Origin of the sequence: Pseudomonas baetica, assembly GCF_051216495.1 — a bacterium.
In the GTDB taxonomy this organism is placed as follows: domain Bacteria; phylum Pseudomonadota; class Gammaproteobacteria; order Pseudomonadales; family Pseudomonadaceae; genus Aquipseudomonas; species Aquipseudomonas baetica_B.
Genome location: NZ_JBPKAM010000013.1, coordinates 34,351 through 54,805 on the forward strand (window position 1 = coordinate 34,351; position 20,455 = coordinate 54,805).

The 20,455-nt window shown below is 59.2% G+C and carries 11 protein-coding genes; 5 read left to right on the forward strand and 6 right to left on the reverse strand.

All coding sequences use genetic code 11. The annotated features are described in order from the left end of the window. Window position 1: 1 nt before the first annotated feature. Window positions 2-1,036, reverse strand: a complete 1,035-nt coding sequence (gene waaF, locus ACSFE6_RS07445) for a lipopolysaccharide heptosyltransferase II (protein WP_435426995.1) — start codon at window positions 1,034-1,036, stop codon at window positions 2-4. A gap of 168 nt (window positions 1,037-1,204) precedes the next feature. Next, window positions 1,205-4,141 (reverse strand): bifunctional [glutamate--ammonia ligase]-adenylyl-L-tyrosine phosphorylase/[glutamate--ammonia-ligase] adenylyltransferase, encoded by a 2,937-nt coding sequence (gene glnE / locus ACSFE6_RS07450; RefSeq protein ID WP_435426996.1) that lies wholly within the window; start codon window positions 4,139-4,141, stop codon window positions 1,205-1,207. 383 nt (window positions 4,142-4,524) lie between these two features. Here glnE and aceE point away from each other — a divergent pair, with 383 nt between their 5' ends. The 5 genes from aceE (at window position 4,525) to msrA (ending at window position 14,621) form a co-directional block, all read left to right on the forward strand. Then, entirely contained in the window at window positions 4,525-7,170 is a 2,646-nt protein-coding gene (aceE, locus tag ACSFE6_RS07455; protein ID WP_435426997.1) for a pyruvate dehydrogenase (acetyl-transferring), homodimeric type, read from the forward strand. 11 nt (window positions 7,171-7,181) lie between these two features. Then, complete coding sequence (gene aceF, locus ACSFE6_RS07460) at window positions 7,182-9,149, forward strand: dihydrolipoyllysine-residue acetyltransferase (RefSeq protein ID WP_435426998.1); 1,968 nt, start codon at window positions 7,182-7,184, stop codon at window positions 9,147-9,149. A 279-nt stretch (window positions 9,150-9,428) separates the two neighbouring features. Then, window positions 9,429-10,823 carry an alkaline phosphatase D family protein gene (locus ACSFE6_RS07465; RefSeq protein WP_435426999.1) on the forward strand — a complete coding sequence of 465 codons (1,395 nt, stop codon included), beginning with the start codon at window positions 9,429-9,431 and terminating at the stop codon, window positions 10,821-10,823. A gap of 264 nt (window positions 10,824-11,087) precedes the next feature. Then, window positions 11,088-13,781 (forward strand): sensor domain-containing phosphodiesterase, encoded by a 2,694-nt coding sequence (locus ACSFE6_RS07470; RefSeq protein WP_435427000.1) that lies wholly within the window; start codon window positions 11,088-11,090, stop codon window positions 13,779-13,781. Window positions 13,782-13,970: 189 nt separating this feature from the next. Further along, window positions 13,971-14,621, forward strand: a complete 651-nt coding sequence (gene msrA, locus ACSFE6_RS07475; RefSeq protein WP_435427001.1) for a peptide-methionine (S)-S-oxide reductase MsrA — start codon at window positions 13,971-13,973, stop codon at window positions 14,619-14,621. A gap of 77 nt (window positions 14,622-14,698) precedes the next feature. Here msrA and ACSFE6_RS07480 read toward each other — a convergent pair whose 3' ends face one another. The 4 genes from ACSFE6_RS07480 to putP all read right to left on the reverse strand — a co-directional run bounded on the left by ACSFE6_RS07480 (window position 14,699) and on the right by putP (window position 20,005). Then, the gene (locus ACSFE6_RS07480) at window positions 14,699-15,535 is read right to left on the reverse strand and encodes a 23S rRNA (adenine(2030)-N(6))-methyltransferase RlmJ (RefSeq protein WP_435427002.1); all 837 of its coding nucleotides are present in this window, start codon (window positions 15,533-15,535) and stop codon (window positions 14,699-14,701) included. 99 nt (window positions 15,536-15,634) lie between these two features. Further along, window positions 15,635-16,372, reverse strand: a complete 738-nt coding sequence (locus tag ACSFE6_RS07485; protein WP_435427003.1) for a DUF4123 domain-containing protein — start codon at window positions 16,370-16,372, stop codon at window positions 15,635-15,637. Continuing rightward, a complete protein-coding gene (locus tag ACSFE6_RS07490) occupies window positions 16,362-18,254 on the reverse strand; it encodes a type VI secretion system tip protein VgrG (protein WP_435427004.1) in 1,893 nt (630 codons plus the stop codon). The genes ACSFE6_RS07485 and ACSFE6_RS07490 overlap by 11 nt, the downstream gene beginning before the upstream one ends. 266 nt (window positions 18,255-18,520) lie before the next feature. Then, complete coding sequence (putP, locus tag ACSFE6_RS07495) at window positions 18,521-20,005, reverse strand: sodium/proline symporter PutP (protein WP_435427005.1); 1,485 nt, start codon at window positions 20,003-20,005, stop codon at window positions 18,521-18,523. Between the last annotated feature and the right edge of the window lie 450 nt (window positions 20,006-20,455).

Consider the following 20,455-nt stretch of genomic DNA (forward strand, 5'->3'; position numbering starts at 1 on the left):
ACTATTTGACCTCGACCACAGTGCCCTGCAAACGCTGCAAGGCTTCGTTCACCGCTTGCGGCATCAGCTGGCGCAGGCAGTTGTAATGACCGAATCGACACGTGCGATCGAAGCACGGGCTGCACTCGATGCCCAGGCGCACGATCTCGACATGCTCGGCCAGCGGCGGCGTGAACCCCGGAGACGTTGAACCGTAGACCGCCACCAGCGGACGGTTCAGCGCGGCCGCGACGTGCATCAAGCCGGAGTCGTTGGACACCACCGAGTCGGCGCACGACATCAAATCGATCGCCTCGGCCAGCGAGGTGCCGCCACTGAGGTTCACCGACTCTTCACGCAGACCGGGAATCAACCGCGAACGAATGTCTTCGCCCACCGCATGATCATTCTTCGAACCGAACAACCAGACTTGCCAGCCTTCGCGAATCTTCGCTTCGGCGACCTTGGCGTAGTGCTCGGACGGCCAGCGCTTGGCCTCGCCAAACTCGGCGCCAGGGCACAACGCAAGTACCGGACGATCGAGGACCAGACCGAACTTGGCCAGTGCCGCTTCGCGGGTCACCGGATCGATCTGCAGGCTGGGGCGCGGATAAGGCTTGGGCAGCTCAAGGCCAGGCTCGTAAGCCAGGGCCATGAATCGCTCGATCATCAGCGGGTAACGCTCTTTGTCCAGCGTACGCACATCATTGAGCAGGCCATAGCGGAATTCGCCACGCCAGCCGGTGCGCTTGGGGATACCGGCGAAGAACGGCACCAGCGCCGACTTCAGGGAATTGGGCAGCAGGATGGCCTGGTCGTATTGGCCGGCCAGGGATTTTCCGATGCGCCGACGCGTTGCCAGCTCCAGCACGCCGTGGCCGAGCGGGAAGCTCAAGGCCTGGCGCACTTCGGGCATGCGTTCAAGAATCGGCCGGCTCCACTCGGGGGCCAGCACGTCGATTTCGCATTGCGGGTGGCGCTGCTTGAGGCACTGAAACAGTGTCTGCGCCATCACCATGTCACCGACCCAACTGGGCCCAACGATCAAAATATTCATGTGGCTTCCATAAACGAACCGGGGAGGCATACGCCTCCCCGCCTCGATAATTCTACATTCACTGCAAGGCGACTGTAGGAGCGAGCTTGCTCGCGATGAACCTGAGCGCCCCGCGGGGTATCAGATTAGCCGAGTTATCGTTAACGACCATCGCGAGCGAGCTCGCTCCTACAGCCCCAGCTCACGCCAGATTCGCATGACCTGTCGCCGTTCGTCCGCGAACTGGTCGCCCGGTATCACCCCGGGGTCCTTCTGCAAGGCCTGCCGGTGGGCGGCGGAGCGGTAAGCCTTATAGGCTTCACGCAACAGGCTGGCATCTTCGGCGGGCATCAGCCCCTCGCGCTCCAGCTCTTCCAGAATGCGGATATTGTCAGTCCAGCGCAGCAATGGCGGGTGTGATTCGGACCACGCCAGGGCCGCGTATTGCACCATAAATTCAATATCGACGATACCACCGGCGTCCTGCTTGAGATCGAAGGGCACCGTGGCCTCGAAGGCATTTGCCCCGGTGCCGGCCGCCGTCCCCTTGCTGCCCAGGTTGTCGCGCATCTTGGCGCGCATCTCGCTCACTTCCTGACGCAGCTTGGGCAGATCGCGCGTCTTGCCCAGGATCGCCGCCCGTACCAGCTCGAACGCCCGGCCGACATCTTCACTGCCCACCAGCACCCGCGCCCGCACCAGCGCCTGATGCTCCCAGGTCCAGGCTTCGCCCTCCTGATATCGGGCAAACGCACCCAGCGAACTTACCAGCAGACCCGACGCACCGGACGGTCGCAGACGCATATCCACCTCATACAGCTGGCCGGAGTTGGTCTGGGCCGTGAGCAAGTGAATGATCCGCTGCCCGAGCCGGGTAAAAAATTGCGCGCCATCGATGGGTTTCGGTCCGTCGGTTTCCGCCTGCGGGTCGCCATCGTGGATGAACACCAGATCCAGATCCGAACCATGCCCCAGTTCCAGACCGCCGACTTTCCCATAACCGACAATGATGAAGCCGGGATCGCACAAAGTGCCGTCGGTGCGCAGCGGCGTGCCGTACTTGGCCACGGTCTGACGCCAGGCCAGGGCCAGCACTTGCTCCAAAATTGCTTCGGCGAGCCAGGTCAGGTAATCGCTGACCTTCATCAGCGGCAGGTGACCGGCGATTTCCGAAGCCGCAACTCGCAGGCGATGCGCCAGCTTGAAATGGCGCAAGGCTTCCATTTGCTGCTCGAGGTCGTCCTCGGGAATCCGCGTCAGGCGCTCACGCAATTCGGCAGCCAGCTCAGGCGCCAACGGCGGCTTGAACAGCCGGCCTTCATTGAGCAGTTCGTCGAGCAGTAACGGGAAGCGAGTGATCTGTTCGGCGATCCATGGGCTGGCTGCGCACAAGGTCAGCAAGCGGCGCAGCGCGCCGGGGTTTTCAGTCAGCAATACCAGGTACGCGGAACGACGGGCCACGGCTTCTACCAACGGCAGCACCCGCTCCAGCACCAGATCCGGATTGGCGTGCTCCACCGCCTGAGCCAGCAAACGCGGAATAAAGGCATCGAGACGCTCGCGCCCAAGACGCTGCATGGCACGCAACTGCGGACTGCCGCGCAGACTGGCCAGCGCTTTCAGCGCCTTGGGAGGATCGGTGAAACCGCCCTCCTGCAATTGACGACAGGCAGCTTCTTCATCCTGGACTTCTTCCCACAACGGCAGCCACTCACCGCCGACCACCATTTCACTTTCCGCTCCCTGCTCCTCGTCGGGATCGGCGATCACTTGCCCGAAGTGCCAGGCCACACGGCCGCGCCAGTGCATCAATTTTTCATGAAAGGCTGCCCAGTCGTCGAAGCCCAACATAAAAGCAATACGTGCCTGGTCCTGGGCGCCGTCCGGCAGCATCTGGGTCTGGCGGTCGGCAATCGCCTGGATTGCATGTTCGGTGTAGCGCAGGAATTCGTAACCTTCGCGCAGCTCGCTGACCACCGCCGGCGGCAAATAGCCCTGCCCTTCGAGCGTGCTCAACACCTTCAACAGCGGACGCTGTTGCAGGCTCAGGTCGCGGCCGCCGTGAATCAGCTGGAAGGCCTGGGCGATAAACTCCACCTCGCGAATGCCGCCAGAGCCCAGCTTGATATTGTCGGCCATGCCCTTGCGCCGGACTTCCTGCTGGATCAGTTGCTTCATGGTGCGTAGCGCTTCGATGGCGGAGAAGTCCAGGTAACGCCGGTAAACGAACGGCCGCAGCATGTCTTGCAGTTGCGCGCCGGCCACTTGATCGCCGGCGACCACCCGCGACTTGATCATCGCGTAGCGCTCCCAGTCGCGCCCCTGGTCCTGGTAATACTGTTCCAGTGCATTGAAGCTCAGGACCAACGCCCCCGACGAACCATAGGGGCGCAGGCGCATGTCGACGCGGAATACGAAACCGTCGACGGTCATCGGATCCAGGGCCTTGATCAGGCGCTGGCCGAGACGGATGAAAAACTCCTGGTTATCCAGCGGGCGTTTTGCACCGACGGTTTCGCCACCTTCGGGGTAGGCGAAAATAAGGTCGATGTCCGACGACAGATTGAGCTCCACCGCGCCCAGTTTGCCCATGCCGAGGACAACCATTTGCTGGGGCTCACCGCTGCGGTGACCCGTGGGCACGCCGAATTGCTGGCAATGCCGCGCGTACAACCATTGATAAGCCTGATCGATGCTCGCGTCGGCCATGTCCGACAGATCGCGGCAGGTCTGAATCAGATCGGCCTGGCGGGTCAAGTCACGCCAAATGATGCGCACTTGATGACGGGCGCGCTGTCGGCGCAAGGCGCGCCCCAGCAAATCATCGGTTTCAGCGGCGGTCGCCACTGCCGCAATCTGCGCGCACAACTCACCGGGCGCAAAAGCACGGTCCAGTTCGCCGGACCGCACCAGCTCGAGCAACATCACGGGATCGCGCACGCTTTGTTCGGCGACGAAGTCGCTGGCGGCCGTCACCCGGGCAAATTGGCCCCAGCGTTCAGGGGACCAAGTGGACAAGCCATGGTCGTCATCCAGGGAAGCAACGGCAGCACGGAACGACTGCTCGGCGCGGGTGACAAACGGCAGCAGGATGGAGGGCAGTTCGGCAAGCGAAGGAAGGCTCATGGTCTATCCTTGATCGGCGTGTATTGGGCCGAATGTAGTGATTTGCAGGAATGCACTACCTGGAGGACTGTCGAACAAAAGTTAGAAATAGCTGTAATCTCTTCATTTTTGGCAGCCAACATCAAACTTTCACCTTTTCGGGTTGGTAAAAGACCAACCTTAACGATTATTCTCACAACGCAGCCGGGGGCCACAAGCCGCTCATCTGTAGTTTTACTACTCGTATATACATTAGTAAGGCTGAAATGCCGGATGATTTGTAGTAAAACTACACACCGCCGGAACAACCTGTCGGCAATCCAAGAATTCATAACGTCTGCCCACAAGGCCAGTCGCTAACTCAGGCAACCGATTCTGGTAGCCTTTCCGCCCTGGAGCAAGCCATGCAAGACCTCGATCCCGTCGAAACCCAGGAATGGCTGGACGCCCTGGAATCGGTTCTCGACAAAGAAGGCGAAGACCGTGCTCACTATCTGATGACCCGTATGGGCGAACTCGCGACCCGCAGCGGCTCGCAATTGCCTTACGCCATCACCACGCCTTACCGCAACACCATCCCGGTTACCCACGAAGCACGCATGCCTGGCGACCTGTTCATGGAACGCCGCATTCGCTCGCTGGTACGCTGGAACGCGATGGCCATGGTAATGCGTACGAACCTGAAGGATTCTGACCTGGGTGGTCACATCTCCAGCTTCGCATCCAGCGCGACCCTGTATGACATCGGCTTCAACTACTTCTTCCAGGCCCCGACCGACGAACACGGCGGCGACCTGATCTACTTCCAGGGTCACACCTCGCCAGGCGTCTACGCCCGTGCGTTCATGGAAGGCCGCATCAGCGAAGACCAGATGAACAACTTCCGCCAGGAAGTCGACGGAACGGGCCTGTCGTCCTATCCGCACCCTTGGCTGATGCCTGACTTCTGGCAGTTCCCGACCGTATCCATGGGTCTGGGCCCGATCCAGGCGATCTACCAGGCGCGCTTCATGAAGTACCTGGAGTCCCGCGGTTTCATTCAGCCTGGCAAACAGAAAGTCTGGTGCTTCCTGGGCGACGGCGAGTGCGACGAGCCGGAATCCCTGGGCGCCATCTCCCTGGCCGGCCGCGAGAAGCTCGACAACCTGATCTTCGTCATCAACTGCAACCTGCAGCGCCTCGACGGCCCAGTTCGCGGCAACGGCAAGATCATCCAGGAACTCGAAGGCGTGTTCCGCGGTGCTCAGTGGAACGTGACCAAAGTCATCTGGGGCCGTTTCTGGGACCCACTGCTGGCCAAGGACGTCGACGGCATCCTGCAACGTCGCATGGACGAAGTCATCGACGGCGAGTACCAGAACTACAAAGCCAAAGATGGCGCGTTCGTTCGTGAACACTTCTTCAACACGCCAGAACTCAAGGCGATGGTTGCAGACCTGTCCGACGACGAGATCTGGAAACTCAACCGTGGCGGCCACGACCCGTACAAGGTCTACGCGGCGTACCACGAAGCGGTCAACCACAAGGAACAACCGACCGTCATCCTGGCCAAGACCATCAAGGGTTATGGCACCGGTGCCGGCGAAGCGAAAAACACCGCGCACAACACCAAGAAAGTCGACGTCGACAGCCTGAAGCTGTTCCGCGACCGCTTCGACATCCCGGTCAAAGACGACGAGCTGGAAAACCTGCCGTTCTTCAAGCCTGAAGCAGGCAGCGCCGAAGCCCGTTACCTGGCCGAACGTCGCGCCGCACTGGGCGGTTTCGTGCCACAACGTCGCGCCCAGAGCTTCAGCGTTCCGACGCCACCACTGGATACCCTGAAGGCGATCCTAGACGGCACCGGCGACCGTGAAATCTCCACCACCATGGCCTTCGTGCGAATCCTCGCGCAATTGGTCAAGGATAAGGAAATCGGCCCGCGCATCGTTCCGATCATTCCGGACGAAGCCCGTACCTTCGGTATGGAAGGCATGTTCCGTCAGTTGGGCATCTACTCGTCCGTCGGCCAGCTCTACGAGCCAGTCGATAAAGACCAAGTGATGTTCTACAAGGAAGACAAGAAGGGTCAGATCCTCGAAGAAGGCATCAACGAAGCGGGCGCCATGAGCTCCTTCATCGCTGCCGGTACTTCGTACTCCAGCCACAACCAGCCGATGCTGCCGTTCTACATTTTCTACTCGATGTTCGGCTTCCAGCGTATCGGCGACCTGGCCTGGGCTGCCGGCGACAGCCGTACCCGTGGTTTCCTGATCGGCGGTACCGCCGGCCGTACCACCCTCAACGGTGAAGGCCTGCAGCACGAAGACGGTCACAGCCACCTGCTGGCTGCCACCATCCCGAACTGCCGCACCTATGATCCAACCTACGGCTACGAGCTGGCGGTGATCATTCAGGACGGCATGAAAAAGATGACCGAAGACCAGGAAGACGTCTTCTACTACATCACCGTGATGAACGAGTCCTACCAGCAGCCAGCCATGCCGGCCGGTGCCGAAGAAGGCATCAAGAAAGGTATGTACCTGCTCGAGGAAGACACCCGCGAAGCGGCGCACCACGTGCAGCTGATGGGCTCCGGCACCATCCTGCGTGAAGTACGCGAAGCGGCGAAGATCCTGCGTGAACAGTTCAATGTCGGCGCCGATGTGTGGAGCGTAACCAGCTTCAACGAACTGCGTCGCGATGGCTTGGCCGTCGAGCGCACCAACCGTCTGCACCCAGGCCAAAAGCCTAAACTGAGCTACGTGGAAGAGTGCCTGAACGGCCGTAAAGGTCCGGTCATTGCCTCTACCGACTACATGAAACTGTTCGCCGAGCAGATCCGTCAGTGGGTACCGTCCAAGGAATTCAAGGTCCTGGGCACCGACGGTTTCGGCCGCAGCGACAGCCGCAAGAAACTGCGTCATTTCTTCGAAGTCGACCGTCATTTCGTGGTGTTGGCAGCCTTGGAAGCACTGGCTGACCGTGGCGATATCGAACCTAAGGTGGTGTCTGAAGCCATCGCCAAGTTCGGGATCGACCCGGAAAAACGCAACCCACTGGACTGCTGAGGAGAGATTCTGTGAGCGAACTCATTCGCGTACCTGACATCGGCAGCGGTGAAGGTGAAGTAATTGAACTGTTTGTGAAGGTCGGCGACCGTATCGAAGCCGATCAGAGCATCCTGACCCTGGAATCGGACAAGGCGAGCATGGAAGTGCCTGCGCCGAAGGCCGGTATCATCAAGAGTCTGAAAGTGAAGCTGGGCGATCGCCTGAAAGAAGGCGACGAACTGCTGGAGCTGGAAGTCGAAGGTGCCGCTGCGGCGGCCCCGGCGCCTGCCGCTGCTCCTGCTGCCAAGGCTGAAGCTGCACCGGCAGCCGCGCCCGCACCGGCTGCACCAGCCGCAGCAGCGGCTGCCGCTTCGGTTCAGCAAGTGCACGTGCCGGACATCGGTTCGTCGGGCAAGGCCCAGATCATCGAGATCCAGGTCAAGGTCGGCGATAAAGTCGAGGCTGATCAGTCGCTGATCACCCTGGAGTCCGACAAGGCGAGCATGGAAATCCCGTCGCCTGCCGCTGGCGTGGTCAAGGCCATCAGCGTCAAGCTCAACGACGAAGTCGGCACTGGCGACCTGATCCTGGACCTGGAAGTGGCGGGTGCTGCGGCCCCTGCTGCTGCCGCTCCGGCTCAGGCTGCTGCTCCTGCTGCCGCTGCTCCTGCGCCAGCCGCTGCAGCTCCGGCTGCCCCCGTGGCCGACAGCGTTCAGGACATCCACGTTCCGGACATCGGTTCGGCCGGCAAGGCCAAGATCATCGAAGTTCTGGTCAAGGCCGGCGACAGCGTTGAAGCCGACCAGTCGCTGATCACCCTGGAATCCGACAAGGCGAGCATGGAAATCCCATCGCCTGCCGCTGGCGTGGTGGAAAGCGTTTCCGTCAAGCTGGACGACGAAGTCGGTACCGGCGACCTGATCCTCAAGCTGAAGGTCAAAGGCGCTGCTCCGGCCGCTGCTCCTGCACCTGCCGCTGCTGCTCCAAGCGCACCTGCGCCTGCTGCTGCTCCGGTCGCTGCAGCACCGGCTCCGGCTCCTGCTGCCGCCCCAGCCGCTGCTCCAGCCAAGCCGGGCGCCAAAGTTCACGCCGGCCCTGCCGTGCGTCAACTGGCCCGCGAGTTCGGCGTCGAGCTGAGCGCTGTCGGCGCCAGCGGTCCGCACGGTCGCATCCTGAAGGAAGACGTGCAGGTTTACGTCAAAGCCATGATGCAGAAGGCCAAGGAAGCGCCAGCCGCTGCCGCCGGCGCAACCGGTGGCGCGGGCATCCCGCCGATCCCGGCCGTGGACTTCAGTCGCTTCGGTGAAATCGAAGAAGTGCCGATGACCCGCCTGATGCAGGTCGGCGCTGCCAACCTGCACCGCAGCTGGCTGAACGTACCGCACGTGACGCAATTCGACTCGGCGGATATCACCGAGCTGGAAGCGTTCCGTAACGCCCAGAAAGCCGTTGCAGAGAAGGCCGGCGTCAAGCTGACCATCCTGCCGCTGCTGCTTAAGTCCTGCGCGCACCTGCTCAAGGAACTGCCGGACTTCAACAGCTCGCTGGCTCCAAGCGGCAAAGCGATCATCCGCAAGAAATACGTAAATATCGGCTTCGCCGTCGACACCCCGGATGGCCTGCTGGTACCGGTCATCAAGAACGTCGACCAGAAGAGCCTGCTGCAACTGGCCGCCGAGGCTGCTTCCCTGGCTGAAAAAGCCCGGACCAAGAAGCTCTCGTCGGATGAGATGCAAGGCGCCTGCTTCACCATTTCCAGCCTCGGCCACATTGGCGGTACCGGCTTCACGCCGATCGTCAACGCGCCGGAAGTGGCGATCCTCGGTGTTTCCAAGGCGACCATCCAGCCAGTCTGGGACGGCAAAGCCTTCCAGCCGAAACTGATGCTGCCACTGTCGCTGTCCTACGATCACCGCGTGATCAACGGCGCCGCTGCTGCACGCTTCACCAAGCGTCTGAGCGATCTGCTGGCGGACATCCGCACCATCCTGCTGTAACCCCGGCCGGCCCTCCTTCACCGGAGGGCCTGTCGCGTTTCACGTTTTCCGAGCGCCACGCTCGTACCTCAACCCCGCCAATTTGGCGGGGCTTTTTTTGCCTGATGCTTTTATATAAAGAGAAGGCTTTCCTACATTTGTGGCTGATATCGCCCACAACTCAAGTCCATTTCGCCTCGATATTTTTTGGGGCTCAATAACTAGCCTTGATTGAAGACTGAGAAAAACAGTCAGCACGCTGGTTACTTTTGATCAACTAAATATCGAATGGACTCGACTATGTTCAAGCCAACTGTCGGCCCTATTATTGGCCACACAACGACTGATCAAGCCCGGATTTTTTTACGAGGAGAGTGGCAAAAAGAGGCTTCCGTATTTGCTGGCATACGCTACCGGCGGGTCGGTGATGAATATTGGAGCAAAGGCATTTTTACCCAATTAACTGACGCGCACGATATGACCGCCGTCATTGTTCTTCACAAACTTTTCGCCAATACCGAGTATGAATATCAGGCTGGTTGGTTCAGCCCCATGAACCCGGTGCATACCGTGGAATCCATTCAGGAACTTCCCATTCAATGGCCTAAACACCTTTACCGTCTGCGCACGCAATCAGGCCACCCCACCACTTCGCGGGCCTATATCGTCGGTTCATGCCGATACTTGAACATGACCGCTGGCAGGCCATGGGCACCCCAACTGGGCGACCGGATTTTCGCCGCCATCTCAACATTGGCACAACAGAGCAGCCCACCGATCAGTGCCATTTTGATGACGGGCGACCAGGTCTATGTCGATGATTTGAACGTTATTGCACCCGATCGCGACTACGAAGAAATACTCGCCAAATACCGCGCTGCGCTCTCCCAGCCACACATTGGAAAGTTGATGTCCAGCATTCCGACTTACATGATCCTCGACGATCATGAAATCGAGGACAACTGGCCAGCCAATAGAGCCAGAAGCGATGATGCCTTATACAAGAACGCGATTGCTGCCTATGAGTTATATCAAGCCAGCCACAGCCCGGCCCATGGATTAAATAGCGATGGACAAATCAGTCGCACATTAAATAAATACTGGTATCAGTTTACCCATGGCGATATCGAGTGGTTTGTCACCGACAGTCGTACCCGACGCAGTCTGGCGGCTGATGACCGGCGCATCCTTGATTTCGAACAGGAACAGGCTTTATGCGACTGGTTGACCCACAGCCCGGCCCGGGTCAAATTCGTGGTCACCAGCGTCATGTTCTACCCCGATCGCAAGCGCCAGGGCGATGACGCCTGGAAAGCCTTTCCCGAGCAGCGACTGCGGTTGCTGGAGACGATTCGTACGCACAGGATCAAGAACGTCATCTTCATTTCAGGCGACGTTCACGGCTCCTTGAGCAGCCGCCTGACTCACAGCGAGGATGCAGAGTTCAACATCCATACCATCGTCTCCTCTCCCCTGTGCAACAGCACACTACTGCCCTATGCCAAGGACTCCACCTTTATCCTCGATCAACCGCTGGTGCAAACGGCAGCAGGCGATTATCGACATGAACTGACCGGCAAAGTGATCAGCCAGGACAACTTCGCGCATCTGATTGTCGATACGGAACAGATTCATGTGCGCTATCACGATCGGGACGGCAACCTGTTGCAATCGACAAGTATTCACTTGCGCTAAAAAGCAAAAATCGCAGCCTTCGGCAGCTCCTACAGAGGTATACATAGCCCTGTAGGAGCTGCTGAAGGCTGCGATCTTTTAACAAACAGCCTTACTTTTGATTCAAATTGAAGAAAACTTGTCTGCTGCCGACATATTCTTATAGCACTTGGCCTTCATGTCTCTTGTCAGTCGGTGTCGCAATGATGCAACCTTGCCGCAGGCAACAGTAAAGAGGGCGAGAGCCCGCCGCGTCCAGCAAATACGAAGCGAGTTTCCTTCCCTATGAAGAGCCAACCCGATGCCGCCAGCCGTATGGTGGCCGAGGTAGTGACACAGTTGCCTGTGCCCTCGCGGCTCGGCATGCTGCGTTTCGAACGGCTGAATGAACCTAGCTGGGCGCTGCTGTTTCTCGACCCCAATTGCGAACGACAGTTCGGTTTGCCAGCCGTGGAACTTTGCGCCCTGGTCGGCTCGCCCTACGCCAGCCTGATGGAGCCGGAAGCGCGCTATCAGCTGCATGACGCCATCCAGCAACAACTGAGCGAAGCCTCGCATTACCTGATCCGCTACACCCTGCACACTGCCACAGGCTCGCTGAACCTGCTGGAACTGGGTGAAGGCTATAAACAGCACAATCGACACCTGTTACGCGGCTACCTGCTGGTCATCGACGGGCTGTTCGAAGACGACCCGTTGCTGCCCGCGCTGGATCTGGAAACCCAGAACTCACGCCTGCAAATCGCCCTGGAACTCAACCAGCGCGCCCAGCAGGAGCAACTGCTGCATCTGGACCGGGTGCGCGCCCAGCAGGATTTGATCCTGCTGCTGACCCGCCAGCGCTACAGCAGCAACAACTCCCTGCAAGAAGCCGCCGAACTGATCACCCGCAGTGCCTGCGAGATTTATGAGATCGACTGTGCCAGCCTGTGGCACCTCGATGGCTCGATGCTGATGCCGATTTCGGCCTATCACCGCGCCAGCCAGGAATACCTGCTGCCGGAGCCGATCGACGCCAGCGGCTTTCCCAACTATCTGGACGCCTTGCACACTGGCCGCGCCATTGATGCCCATAACGCCATGCGTGATCCGCGCACCCGGGAAATCGCCGAAGCCCTGCGCCCCCGTGACGTCAACGCCATGCTCGACGCCAGTATCCGCGTCGACGGCCAGGTGGTGGGCGTGCTCTGCCTTGAGCAAACCGGTGCAACCCGCGCCTGGCAGTCGGATGAAATCGCCTTCGCCGGCGAGCTGGCGGACCAGTTCGCCCAGGTTATCAGCAACCATAACCGACGCACCGCCACCAGCGCCCTGCACTTGTTCCAGCGTGCGGTCGAGCAAAGCGCCAACGCCTTCCTGCTGGTCAATTGCGACGGCGTGGTGGAATACGTCAACCCGAGCTTCACCGCGATCACCCAGTACAGCACCGAAGAAGTCCACGGGCAGCGCCTTTCGGAACTGCCAGCCCTGGAAAACCTCAGCGAGTTGCTGTTCGACGCGCCTTCGGCGCTGGCCAAGAGCAACAGTTGGCAGGGCGAGTTCAAGAGCCGCCGCAAAAACCTCGAGCCCTACTGGGGCCAGTTGTCGATTTCCAAGGTCTATGGCGATAACCGTGAACTGACCCACTACATCGGCATTTACGAAGACATCACCCAGACCAAACTCGCCCAGCAACGCATCGAGCGCCTGGCCTACACCGACAACCTGACCAACCTCGGCAACCGTCCCGCATTCATCCGCAACCTCGACGAGCGCTTCGCCCGAGACAGCGATACCCCCATCAGCCTGTTGCTGGTGGACATCGACAACTTCAAGCGGATCAACGATAGCCTCGGCCACCAGACCGGCGACAAGTTGCTGATCAGCCTGGCCCGGCGCTTGCGCAACAGCCTGAGCCCAAGTGGCAGCCTGGCGCGGTTTGCCAGTAACGAGTTCGCGGTGCTGCTGGACAATACCGACCTCCACACCGGCCAACAGGTCGCCAACCAATTGCTGGCCACCCTCGACAAACCGATGTTTGTCGACAACCAGTTGATCAGCGTCACCGGTTCCGTGGGCCTGGCTTGCGCACCGCTGCACGGTCGCGACCCGCAAACCCTGATGCGTAATGCCGGGCTGGCCTTGCACAAAGCCAAGGCCAACGGCAAACATCAGGTGCAAATATTCACCGAAGCGCTGAACGCCGAGGCCAGTTACAAACTGTTCGTCGAGAACAACCTGCGCCGCGCCCTGACCCAGAACGAACTGGACGTGTTCTATCAACCCAAGCTCTGCCTGCGCACCGGTCGCCTGCTGGGAATGGAAGCGTTGCTGCGCTGGGATCACCCGGAAAAAGGCATGATCCGGCCGGACCAGTTCATCAGCGTCGCGGAAGAAACCGGCCTGATCATTCCGATTGGCAAATGGATCGCCCGCCAGGCCTGCCGCAAGAGCAAAGAACTGACGGCCGCCGGACTGGGCAATCTTCAAGTGGCGATCAACCTGTCGCCCAAACAGTTCTCCGACCCGGACCTGGTGGCCTCCATCGCCAACATCCTCAAGGAAGAGGAGCTACCGGCGAACCTGCTGGAGCTGGAGCTGACGGAAGGCCTGCTGCTGGAAGCCACCGAAGACACCCACTTGCAACTCGACCAGCTCAAGCGCCTGGGCCTGACCCTGGCCATGGACGACTTCGGCACCGGTTACTCGTCGCTCAGTTACTTGAAAAAATTCCCCATCGATATCATTAAGATCGATCGAAGCTTCATTCACGAAATCCCGGACAACCAGGACGACATGGAAATCACCTCCGCGGTGATCGCCATGGCCCACAACCTGAAACTCCAGGTCGTGGCTGAAGGCATCGAAACGGCCGCGCAGTTATCTTTCCTGCGTCGCCATCGTTGCGACGTTGGCCAGGGTTACCTGTTCGACCAGCCGATCCCGGGCGCCGAGCTGATCGAAAAGCTCAAACGCTACCCGCGCGGCCCGATCGCCTGACATTGTCGTAGCACTTAGCCCCTGTGGGAGCGAGCCTGCTCGCGAATGCGCTGCGGCTGCTACGTTGATGTCGACTGACACTCCCTATTCGCGAGCAGGCTCGCTCCCACAGAGGTAGTGCTTAACTGGCCGGCATTCGGCACACTGACAGCCTGTTTATTTACTTTCCATCCTGACTGAGGACTGATAATGGTTCTGCGCTCGGAAATTCTGGTGAACAAAAACGTGCTCCCTACCAAAGAACAAGCTCTGCCTGGCCGTGAAACCCCGATGTCCCTGCCTGAGAAACACTACGTTTTCGAAGACACCCCGCTGCTGGGCCCCTTCTTTCAGGACGTGGACTTCGCCATCTTCGGCCTGGGCTGCTTCTGGGGTGCCGAACGGCGGTTCTGGCAGCGCGAAGGCGTGGTCAGCACCGTGGTGGGTTACGCCGGCGGGTTTACCCCGAACCCGACCTACGAAGAAGTTTGCTCGGGCCTGACCGGCCATGCCGAAGTGGTGCTGGTGGTGTATGAACCGAAGAAAGTCAGCTACAAAGAGCTGCTGGCCATGTTTTGGGAACTGCATAACCCGACCCAAGGCATGCGCCAGGGCAACGACATCGGCACCCAGTACCGCTCGGTGATCTACTGCACCACCCCGGAGCAGCTGGATGAAGCACAAGCCAGCAAGAAGGTCTTCCAGTCTGAATTGAGCAAGGCCGGTCTGGGCGAGATCACCACCGAAGTCGATCAGGCGCCGACCGTCTACTTCGCCGAGACTTATCACCAGCAATACCTGGCCAAGAACCCTGAAGGCTATTGCGGGATTGGTGGCACTGGCGTCACCTGCCCTATATAAGCAGCCACAAGCTGCAAGCCTCAAGCTACAAGTTGAAAGCACCCTGCTTGAAGCTTGAAGCTTGAAGCTTGCAACTGCTACTCAGCGATCAACCAATCCATCTTCCACCCGCCCTGGGTCTGTCCAAGTTTCTCGGACAACCAAGGCAGCAACTCACGCAACTCTTCCTCCAGCCCCCACGGCGGATTGGCAATCGCCAAACCGGAACCGTTCAGACTGTTGGGCGTGTCCAGTGGATGCACCAGCAATTCCACGCGCAACAACTTCGGCGCACCCGTACCGGCCAAGTCCTGATAGAAGCGACGCAATGCACGCTGATCCTTCACCGGGTACCAGATCGCCGCCACGGTTTGGCGCATCCGGCCAATCGCCTCCTTCATCGCCAGTGCGCAACGCTGCATCTCATCAAGCTTTTCGAAGGGCGGGTCGATCAGCATCACCGCGCGCTTTTCCGGAACCGGCAGCAAGGCTCGCGGTACATGCCAGCCTTCGCCCAGGTGAACCTTGACCCGACGATCACCGGCCATGTTCTCCTTGAGCAACAGGCCGTCCTCGGGATGCTTCTCGTTGATCAGTACGCGATCCTGCGGGCGGGTCAGTCGCCGCGCCAACTCCGGCGAACCCGGGTAGTAGCGCAACTGGCCATCCGGGTTCATCTCATGCAGCACTTGCATGTAATCGGCGGTCAGGATCGGCAGATCCGGCTGATCCCACAAACGTGCGATGCCTTCCAGGTACTCGCCGGTACGACTGGCCTGATCGCCCTGCAAGTCATACAGACCAATGCCAGCGTGTGTATCAAGATAGGCAAACGGCTGCTCCTTGCGCGACATCAGGGCGATGAGGCGGGTCAAGGTCAAGTGTTTGAATACATCGGCGTGATTGCCGGCATGGAAGGCGTGACGATAATTCATGGCTGCTCCTGCGAAGGCCGGGAAGTTTACCTTTTACCGGCCTGCAAGTCAGGCAATCACGGCTGAGCGGCTTTGTTGGCCGCAGAAATGCCCCGGGACCTACTGCACTTCCTCCATCAAGTACGCCAACAGTTCATCTTTCGGCGCGAGCGGCAAATCAGACTCCTCGAGAAAGTTCGCGACCTTGCTGCGTAACACACGCTCGGGAAACGCCTCAAAAACGCCTGATTGCTCTTCACTCAACCACTGCATCAAGTTGCCGATCTGCGTTGAGGGATCTTCATCACCAAGTTGTCGCAACAGAGTTTCTGGCACCTCCCACCATGGGAAAACCTTCGATGTTTCCTGCACACCGCCACCGATTTCCAGGGACTGCCCATTGATCAAACACCGCGCGATCGCCGGTAGCAAATGCGCCCCCTCGACCTCACCGCACTGGAGCATCGGCAGCAAGTAACGCCCATCCCAAAAACGGAAAAACACCCTGCTGCCATTAGGGAGAAAAACCTGTGTAAGACTGCGCAGGTGCTCGACCAGCACCTGCTGGCTCGCCGAAGAAACCGCCAGCCAGCCCCAGTCGCGAGGCGCCGTGCTCGCTACCCAACTCAGGAACTCACTGTCCACAGCGACAACTCCGACAAAGGGCATCACCTCTTCCCACTCGGCATAGGCGGTATCGGCCCAGATTGGGCTCGGTTTTATTGACGCAGCCAAACGCTGCCAGGCTGCGAGCGGTTCGGCGGCACTGGCGCTGCTGAAGATCGCGAACAGTTGCTCGGACGGTTGCAGCGGCTGGTGCTCCAACCAAGCGTGGGGCGATAGTATTTCAGGCCGCACAAACCCCCTCCTTGCATCGCTCGCACTCTTCACAGAATGGCGCGTTGCTTTTCAGGCTGAGTATTTGCGCCATGTTCAAGGCCGCGCCTTGCACAGGTACGCTCGATTGCCCCATCGGCGGCATCAACGCCCCGCCCACCCCAATGGGCACACTGCTGAAAATCCCTTCAGGCCCGATATTGATCCAGTGCCCACCGGCCTGAATCGTTGCATGGGCACCACCGTCGATGACGATTTGACGACTGGCACTGACGCGATATTGCCCACTGGCATTGACACTCTGACTGCTGACGCGGATGTGTCGATCACCGCTGACGTCCAGGTATTCGTTTTGCCCGACCTGGACGCGCATGTCGTTCAACACTTGCTGACTCCAATTTCGCTGGGCACGCAGAGAAATTTCCTCGGCGCCTTTGCGATCCTCAATGCGCAATTCATTGAAGCCTCCTCCACCGGGACTGCTTTGGCTGCGGAAAATACTGCGGGTTTTATCTGCCGGCAGATCCAATGGCGTTGGCCTCAAGGCATTGGGCAAACAGCCCATCACCAAAGGTTTGTCGGCATCGCCGTCGACGAAACCCACCAGTACTTCCATGCCGACCCGCGGGATCAACACGGCACCGTAACGGTCGTGCGCCCAACCGCTGGCGACCCGCAGCCAGCAACTGGAATGCTCGCTCCACTGCCCCTCGCGATCCCACATCAGCCGCACCTTGACCCGACCGTACTCGTCGCAATGGATCTCACTGTTTTCCGGACCGGTCACTAGCGCGGATTGATACCCGACGACACGAGGCTTCTCGATCAACGGCGCACGAAAGAAAACATCCCTCGGTGTCGCCAGAAACGTATTGCGATAACCCTGGAAATCGTCCGAACCATCACTGCCAAAAAACTCCTCAAGCACCTGCGGCTGTCGACCGTGATGCTCTATTTCAGTCAGCAGCCAAAGATTGTTCCAGTCCTGACGTGGATGCTCCTCGAGCGGCAGAAAATGTCCGCTGACCAGCGCCGATTGATCGCTGCGGCCCCGAGCCTGACGGTAATCCGCACGATGACGTTCCAGCGCTCGCCCCGCCAGATGATTGCCGACTTCCCGGTCGCTGAATTGCCCTGGGAAACCGTAGTCCTCGAGCACCGGCTGTTGCTTGCTGTCACGACGACTTTCCAGTTGCAGATGAGGTTTATGAAAGTCGTAATCGCGGCGCACCACAGCAGTTGGCCGTGTTTCCAGGCGTACACTGAAACTGCTGATAACCGGCACCTGCACCGCCATACCGCTACCCGACAAGTACCGGATCGACTCGGGTAGACGCGGAAAAACGGCCTGGTCATCGCCGAAAACCAGCAAATGCCCACCCGGGCCATGCTGAAAATGGTAGTGAATGCCGAACTCGGAACACAGTCGCTGAATGAATGCCAGGTCGCTTTCCGCGTATTGCACGCAGTATTCACGCTTGGGGTAATCACGGCTGAGCTGAAACCTGAAGGCGTCGCCGAGGATGCCGTGGTCCTTGAGAATCCGGGTGATGATCATCGGCACACTTTGGTGCTGAAAGATCCGCTGATTGATGCGCTGCCCCAGGTACGCCAGTCGCGGCACCAGACTGATCTGGTATTGCGTCAGACGCTTGCCCGAATCACCTTGGCCAATGCGAAAAATCTGCCCGTGAATACCGGAACCCTGTGCATCAAAACTCAGAAACGCCTGACGATGCAGCACGCTTTCGAGCTCAATGTCCGGTCGCTCGCTGACCAATTCAAGATCAAAACGGTAAGGTTGGCTGATGCCCTCCTTGCCCGTGAATTCAAGCACCTTGAACTCACTGTCGACGCCGTCGACGGTCAACGTGAAGCGCGGTTGATTGGCAGAAGCGAACATCCGATGTGTCTCTGCAGATGGGAAGCCGGCGATTCTGCATGAGCAAACAGGTGAATGACCGAGGGGCAGGAAAAACAGAAATGCCCTACTTCCTTTGAAGCTTTAGCTTTCAGAACATGGCTCTATTGGCTATAGACACCACTACAAAAAACACTGCTAGCCCTGTGGGAACTCACACGTTTCGCGAAAGCATAAAAAACGGCCCGCCTCCAAAGGAAGCGGGCCGTTTTCTTTCAAGCGATGGCTCAGCGCATGCGCTCAACCCATCACTTGTTCAGGCGGAAATCACTCTCGGCCGCGGCAAAGCGCTGCAACATGCCGGCGGTCGGGGCGCCCAGCTTGCTGACGATGTAGATCGCCAGGCTGGCGAAGATGAAACCAGGGATGATTTCGTACAGCCCCAGCAGCTCGAAGTGTTTCCAGACGATCACGGTGATCGCGCCGACCAGGATACCGGCCAGTGCGCCATTGCGGGTCATGTCTTTCCAGATCACGGAGATCAGCACCACCGGGCCGAATGCGGCACCGAAACCGGCCCAGGCATAGCTGACCAGACCCAGCACGCGGTTTTCCGGGTTAGCGGCCATCGCGATGGCAACCAGGGCAACCAGCAGCACCATGGCGCGGCCGACCCAGACCAGTTCCAGCTGGGAAGCGGATTTGCGCAGGAAGGTCTTGTAGAAGTCTTCGGTCAGCGCGCTCGAGCACACCAGCAACTGGCAACTCAGGGTGCTCATGACGGCCGCCAGAATGGCCGACAGCAACACACCGGCGATCCACGGGTTGAACAGGATTTTTGCCAGTTCGATGAACACACGCTCGTGGTTCTCACTCACCGGCATGGCCACGGCCGGGTTGGCCGAGAAGTAAGCGATGCCGAAGAAGCCGACAGCGACGGTGCCGCCCAGGCACAGGATCATCCAGGTCATGGAGATGCGACGGGCGTTGGCGATCGACTTGACCGAATCCGCCGCCATGAAACGCGCCAGGATATGCGGCTGACCGAAATAGCCCAGCCCCCAGCCCATCAGCGAAATGATACCGATGAAGGTGGTGCCCTTAAGCATGTCGAAGTTGGCAGGATCCTGCGCTTCAATGGCCAGGAACGTGGTGTCAACGCCACCAGTGGCCAGCAGCACGATGATCGGCGTGAGGATCAGGGCAAAAATCATCAGCGTGGCTTGTACGGTGTCAGTCCAGCTCACCGCCAGGAAACCGCCTACAAAGGTGTAGGCAATGGTCGCCGCCGCGCCGGCCCACAGCGCCGTCTCGTAGGACATGCCGAAGGTGCTTTCGAACAGACGGGCACCGGCGACGATGCCGGAGGCGCAGTAAATGGTGAAGAACACCAGAATCACGACCGCGGAGATGATTCGCAGCAAGCCGCTCTTGTCTTCGAAGCGGCTGGCGAAATAGTCCGGCAGTGTCAGGGCGTCGCCATTGTGCTCGGTCTGCACGCGCAGGCGGCCAGCGACGAACAGCCAGTTCAGGTAAGCACCGACGATCAGGCCGATGGCGATCCAGCTTTCGGAAAGACCGGACATGTAGATCGCGCCCGGCAGGCCCATCAGCAACCAACCGCTCATGTCGGAGGCACCGGCGGACAACGCGGTCACGACGCTGCCCAGGCTGCGACCGCCAAGAATGTAGTCGGACAGGTTGTTGGTGGAGCGATAGGCCATGAAGCCAATCAGCACCATGGCAGCGATGTAGATCACGAAGGTGATCAGGGTTGGATTCGTTACGCTCATTAAGTGACGCCCTGGCTTTGTTTTTATGTAGCAACGACTGTTGAATCGCTTGCAAACGATGACGTTTGGCAGACGATTCGGGACAACGCGCATTTAAGACTGATGTTTCCCCAGGAAAGCCATCAGCCGGCGCACCCTCGATTCAGACGGGTTGCACCTTGGGGCGCGAATGCTAGTCAACAAAGCAAAGAGGGTGCAACCTTTTATTGAGAATTAGTTGCACCCATACGAACCAAATTCGCAACCATCTGTTTTTACTGTCGTTTTTACCCAACCTCGACAATTTTCAAAAAGTAAAAACACCCAGCGGGAACGGCACGTTCGTACCAGAATATATTTCCTGATCTAGCGCGGAATTTTCCGACAAAAAAAGGGTTGCACCCGGTTGCACCTCTGTCAGTGCACGGCTAATCTTGCCGCCAGCTGATGCCACGCAGTCGTGGCAAACAT

Coding starts and splice junctions, on each gene's coding strand:
- putP (WP_435427005.1), bottom strand. CDS start 20,005: ATGAGCGTAACGAATCCAACCCTGATCACCTTCGTGATCTACATCGCT.
- ACSFE6_RS07480 (WP_435427002.1), bottom strand. CDS start 15,535: ATGAATTATCGTCACGCCTTCCATGCCGGCAATCACGCCGATGTATTC.
- aceE (WP_435426997.1), top strand. CDS start 4,525: ATGCAAGACCTCGATCCCGTCGAAACCCAGGAATGGCTGGACGCCCTG.
- glnE (WP_435426996.1), bottom strand. CDS start 4,141: ATGAGCCTTCCTTCGCTTGCCGAACTGCCCTCCATCCTGCTGCCGTTT.
- ACSFE6_RS07490 (WP_435427004.1), bottom strand. CDS start 18,254: ATGTTCGCTTCTGCCAATCAACCGCGCTTCACGTTGACCGTCGACGGC.
- ACSFE6_RS07465 (WP_435426999.1), top strand. CDS start 9,429: ATGTTCAAGCCAACTGTCGGCCCTATTATTGGCCACACAACGACTGAT.
- ACSFE6_RS07470 (WP_435427000.1), top strand. CDS start 11,088: ATGAAGAGCCAACCCGATGCCGCCAGCCGTATGGTGGCCGAGGTAGTG.
- waaF (WP_435426995.1), bottom strand. CDS start 1,036: ATGAATATTTTGATCGTTGGGCCCAGTTGGGTCGGTGACATGGTGATG.
- msrA (WP_435427001.1), top strand. CDS start 13,971: ATGGTTCTGCGCTCGGAAATTCTGGTGAACAAAAACGTGCTCCCTACC.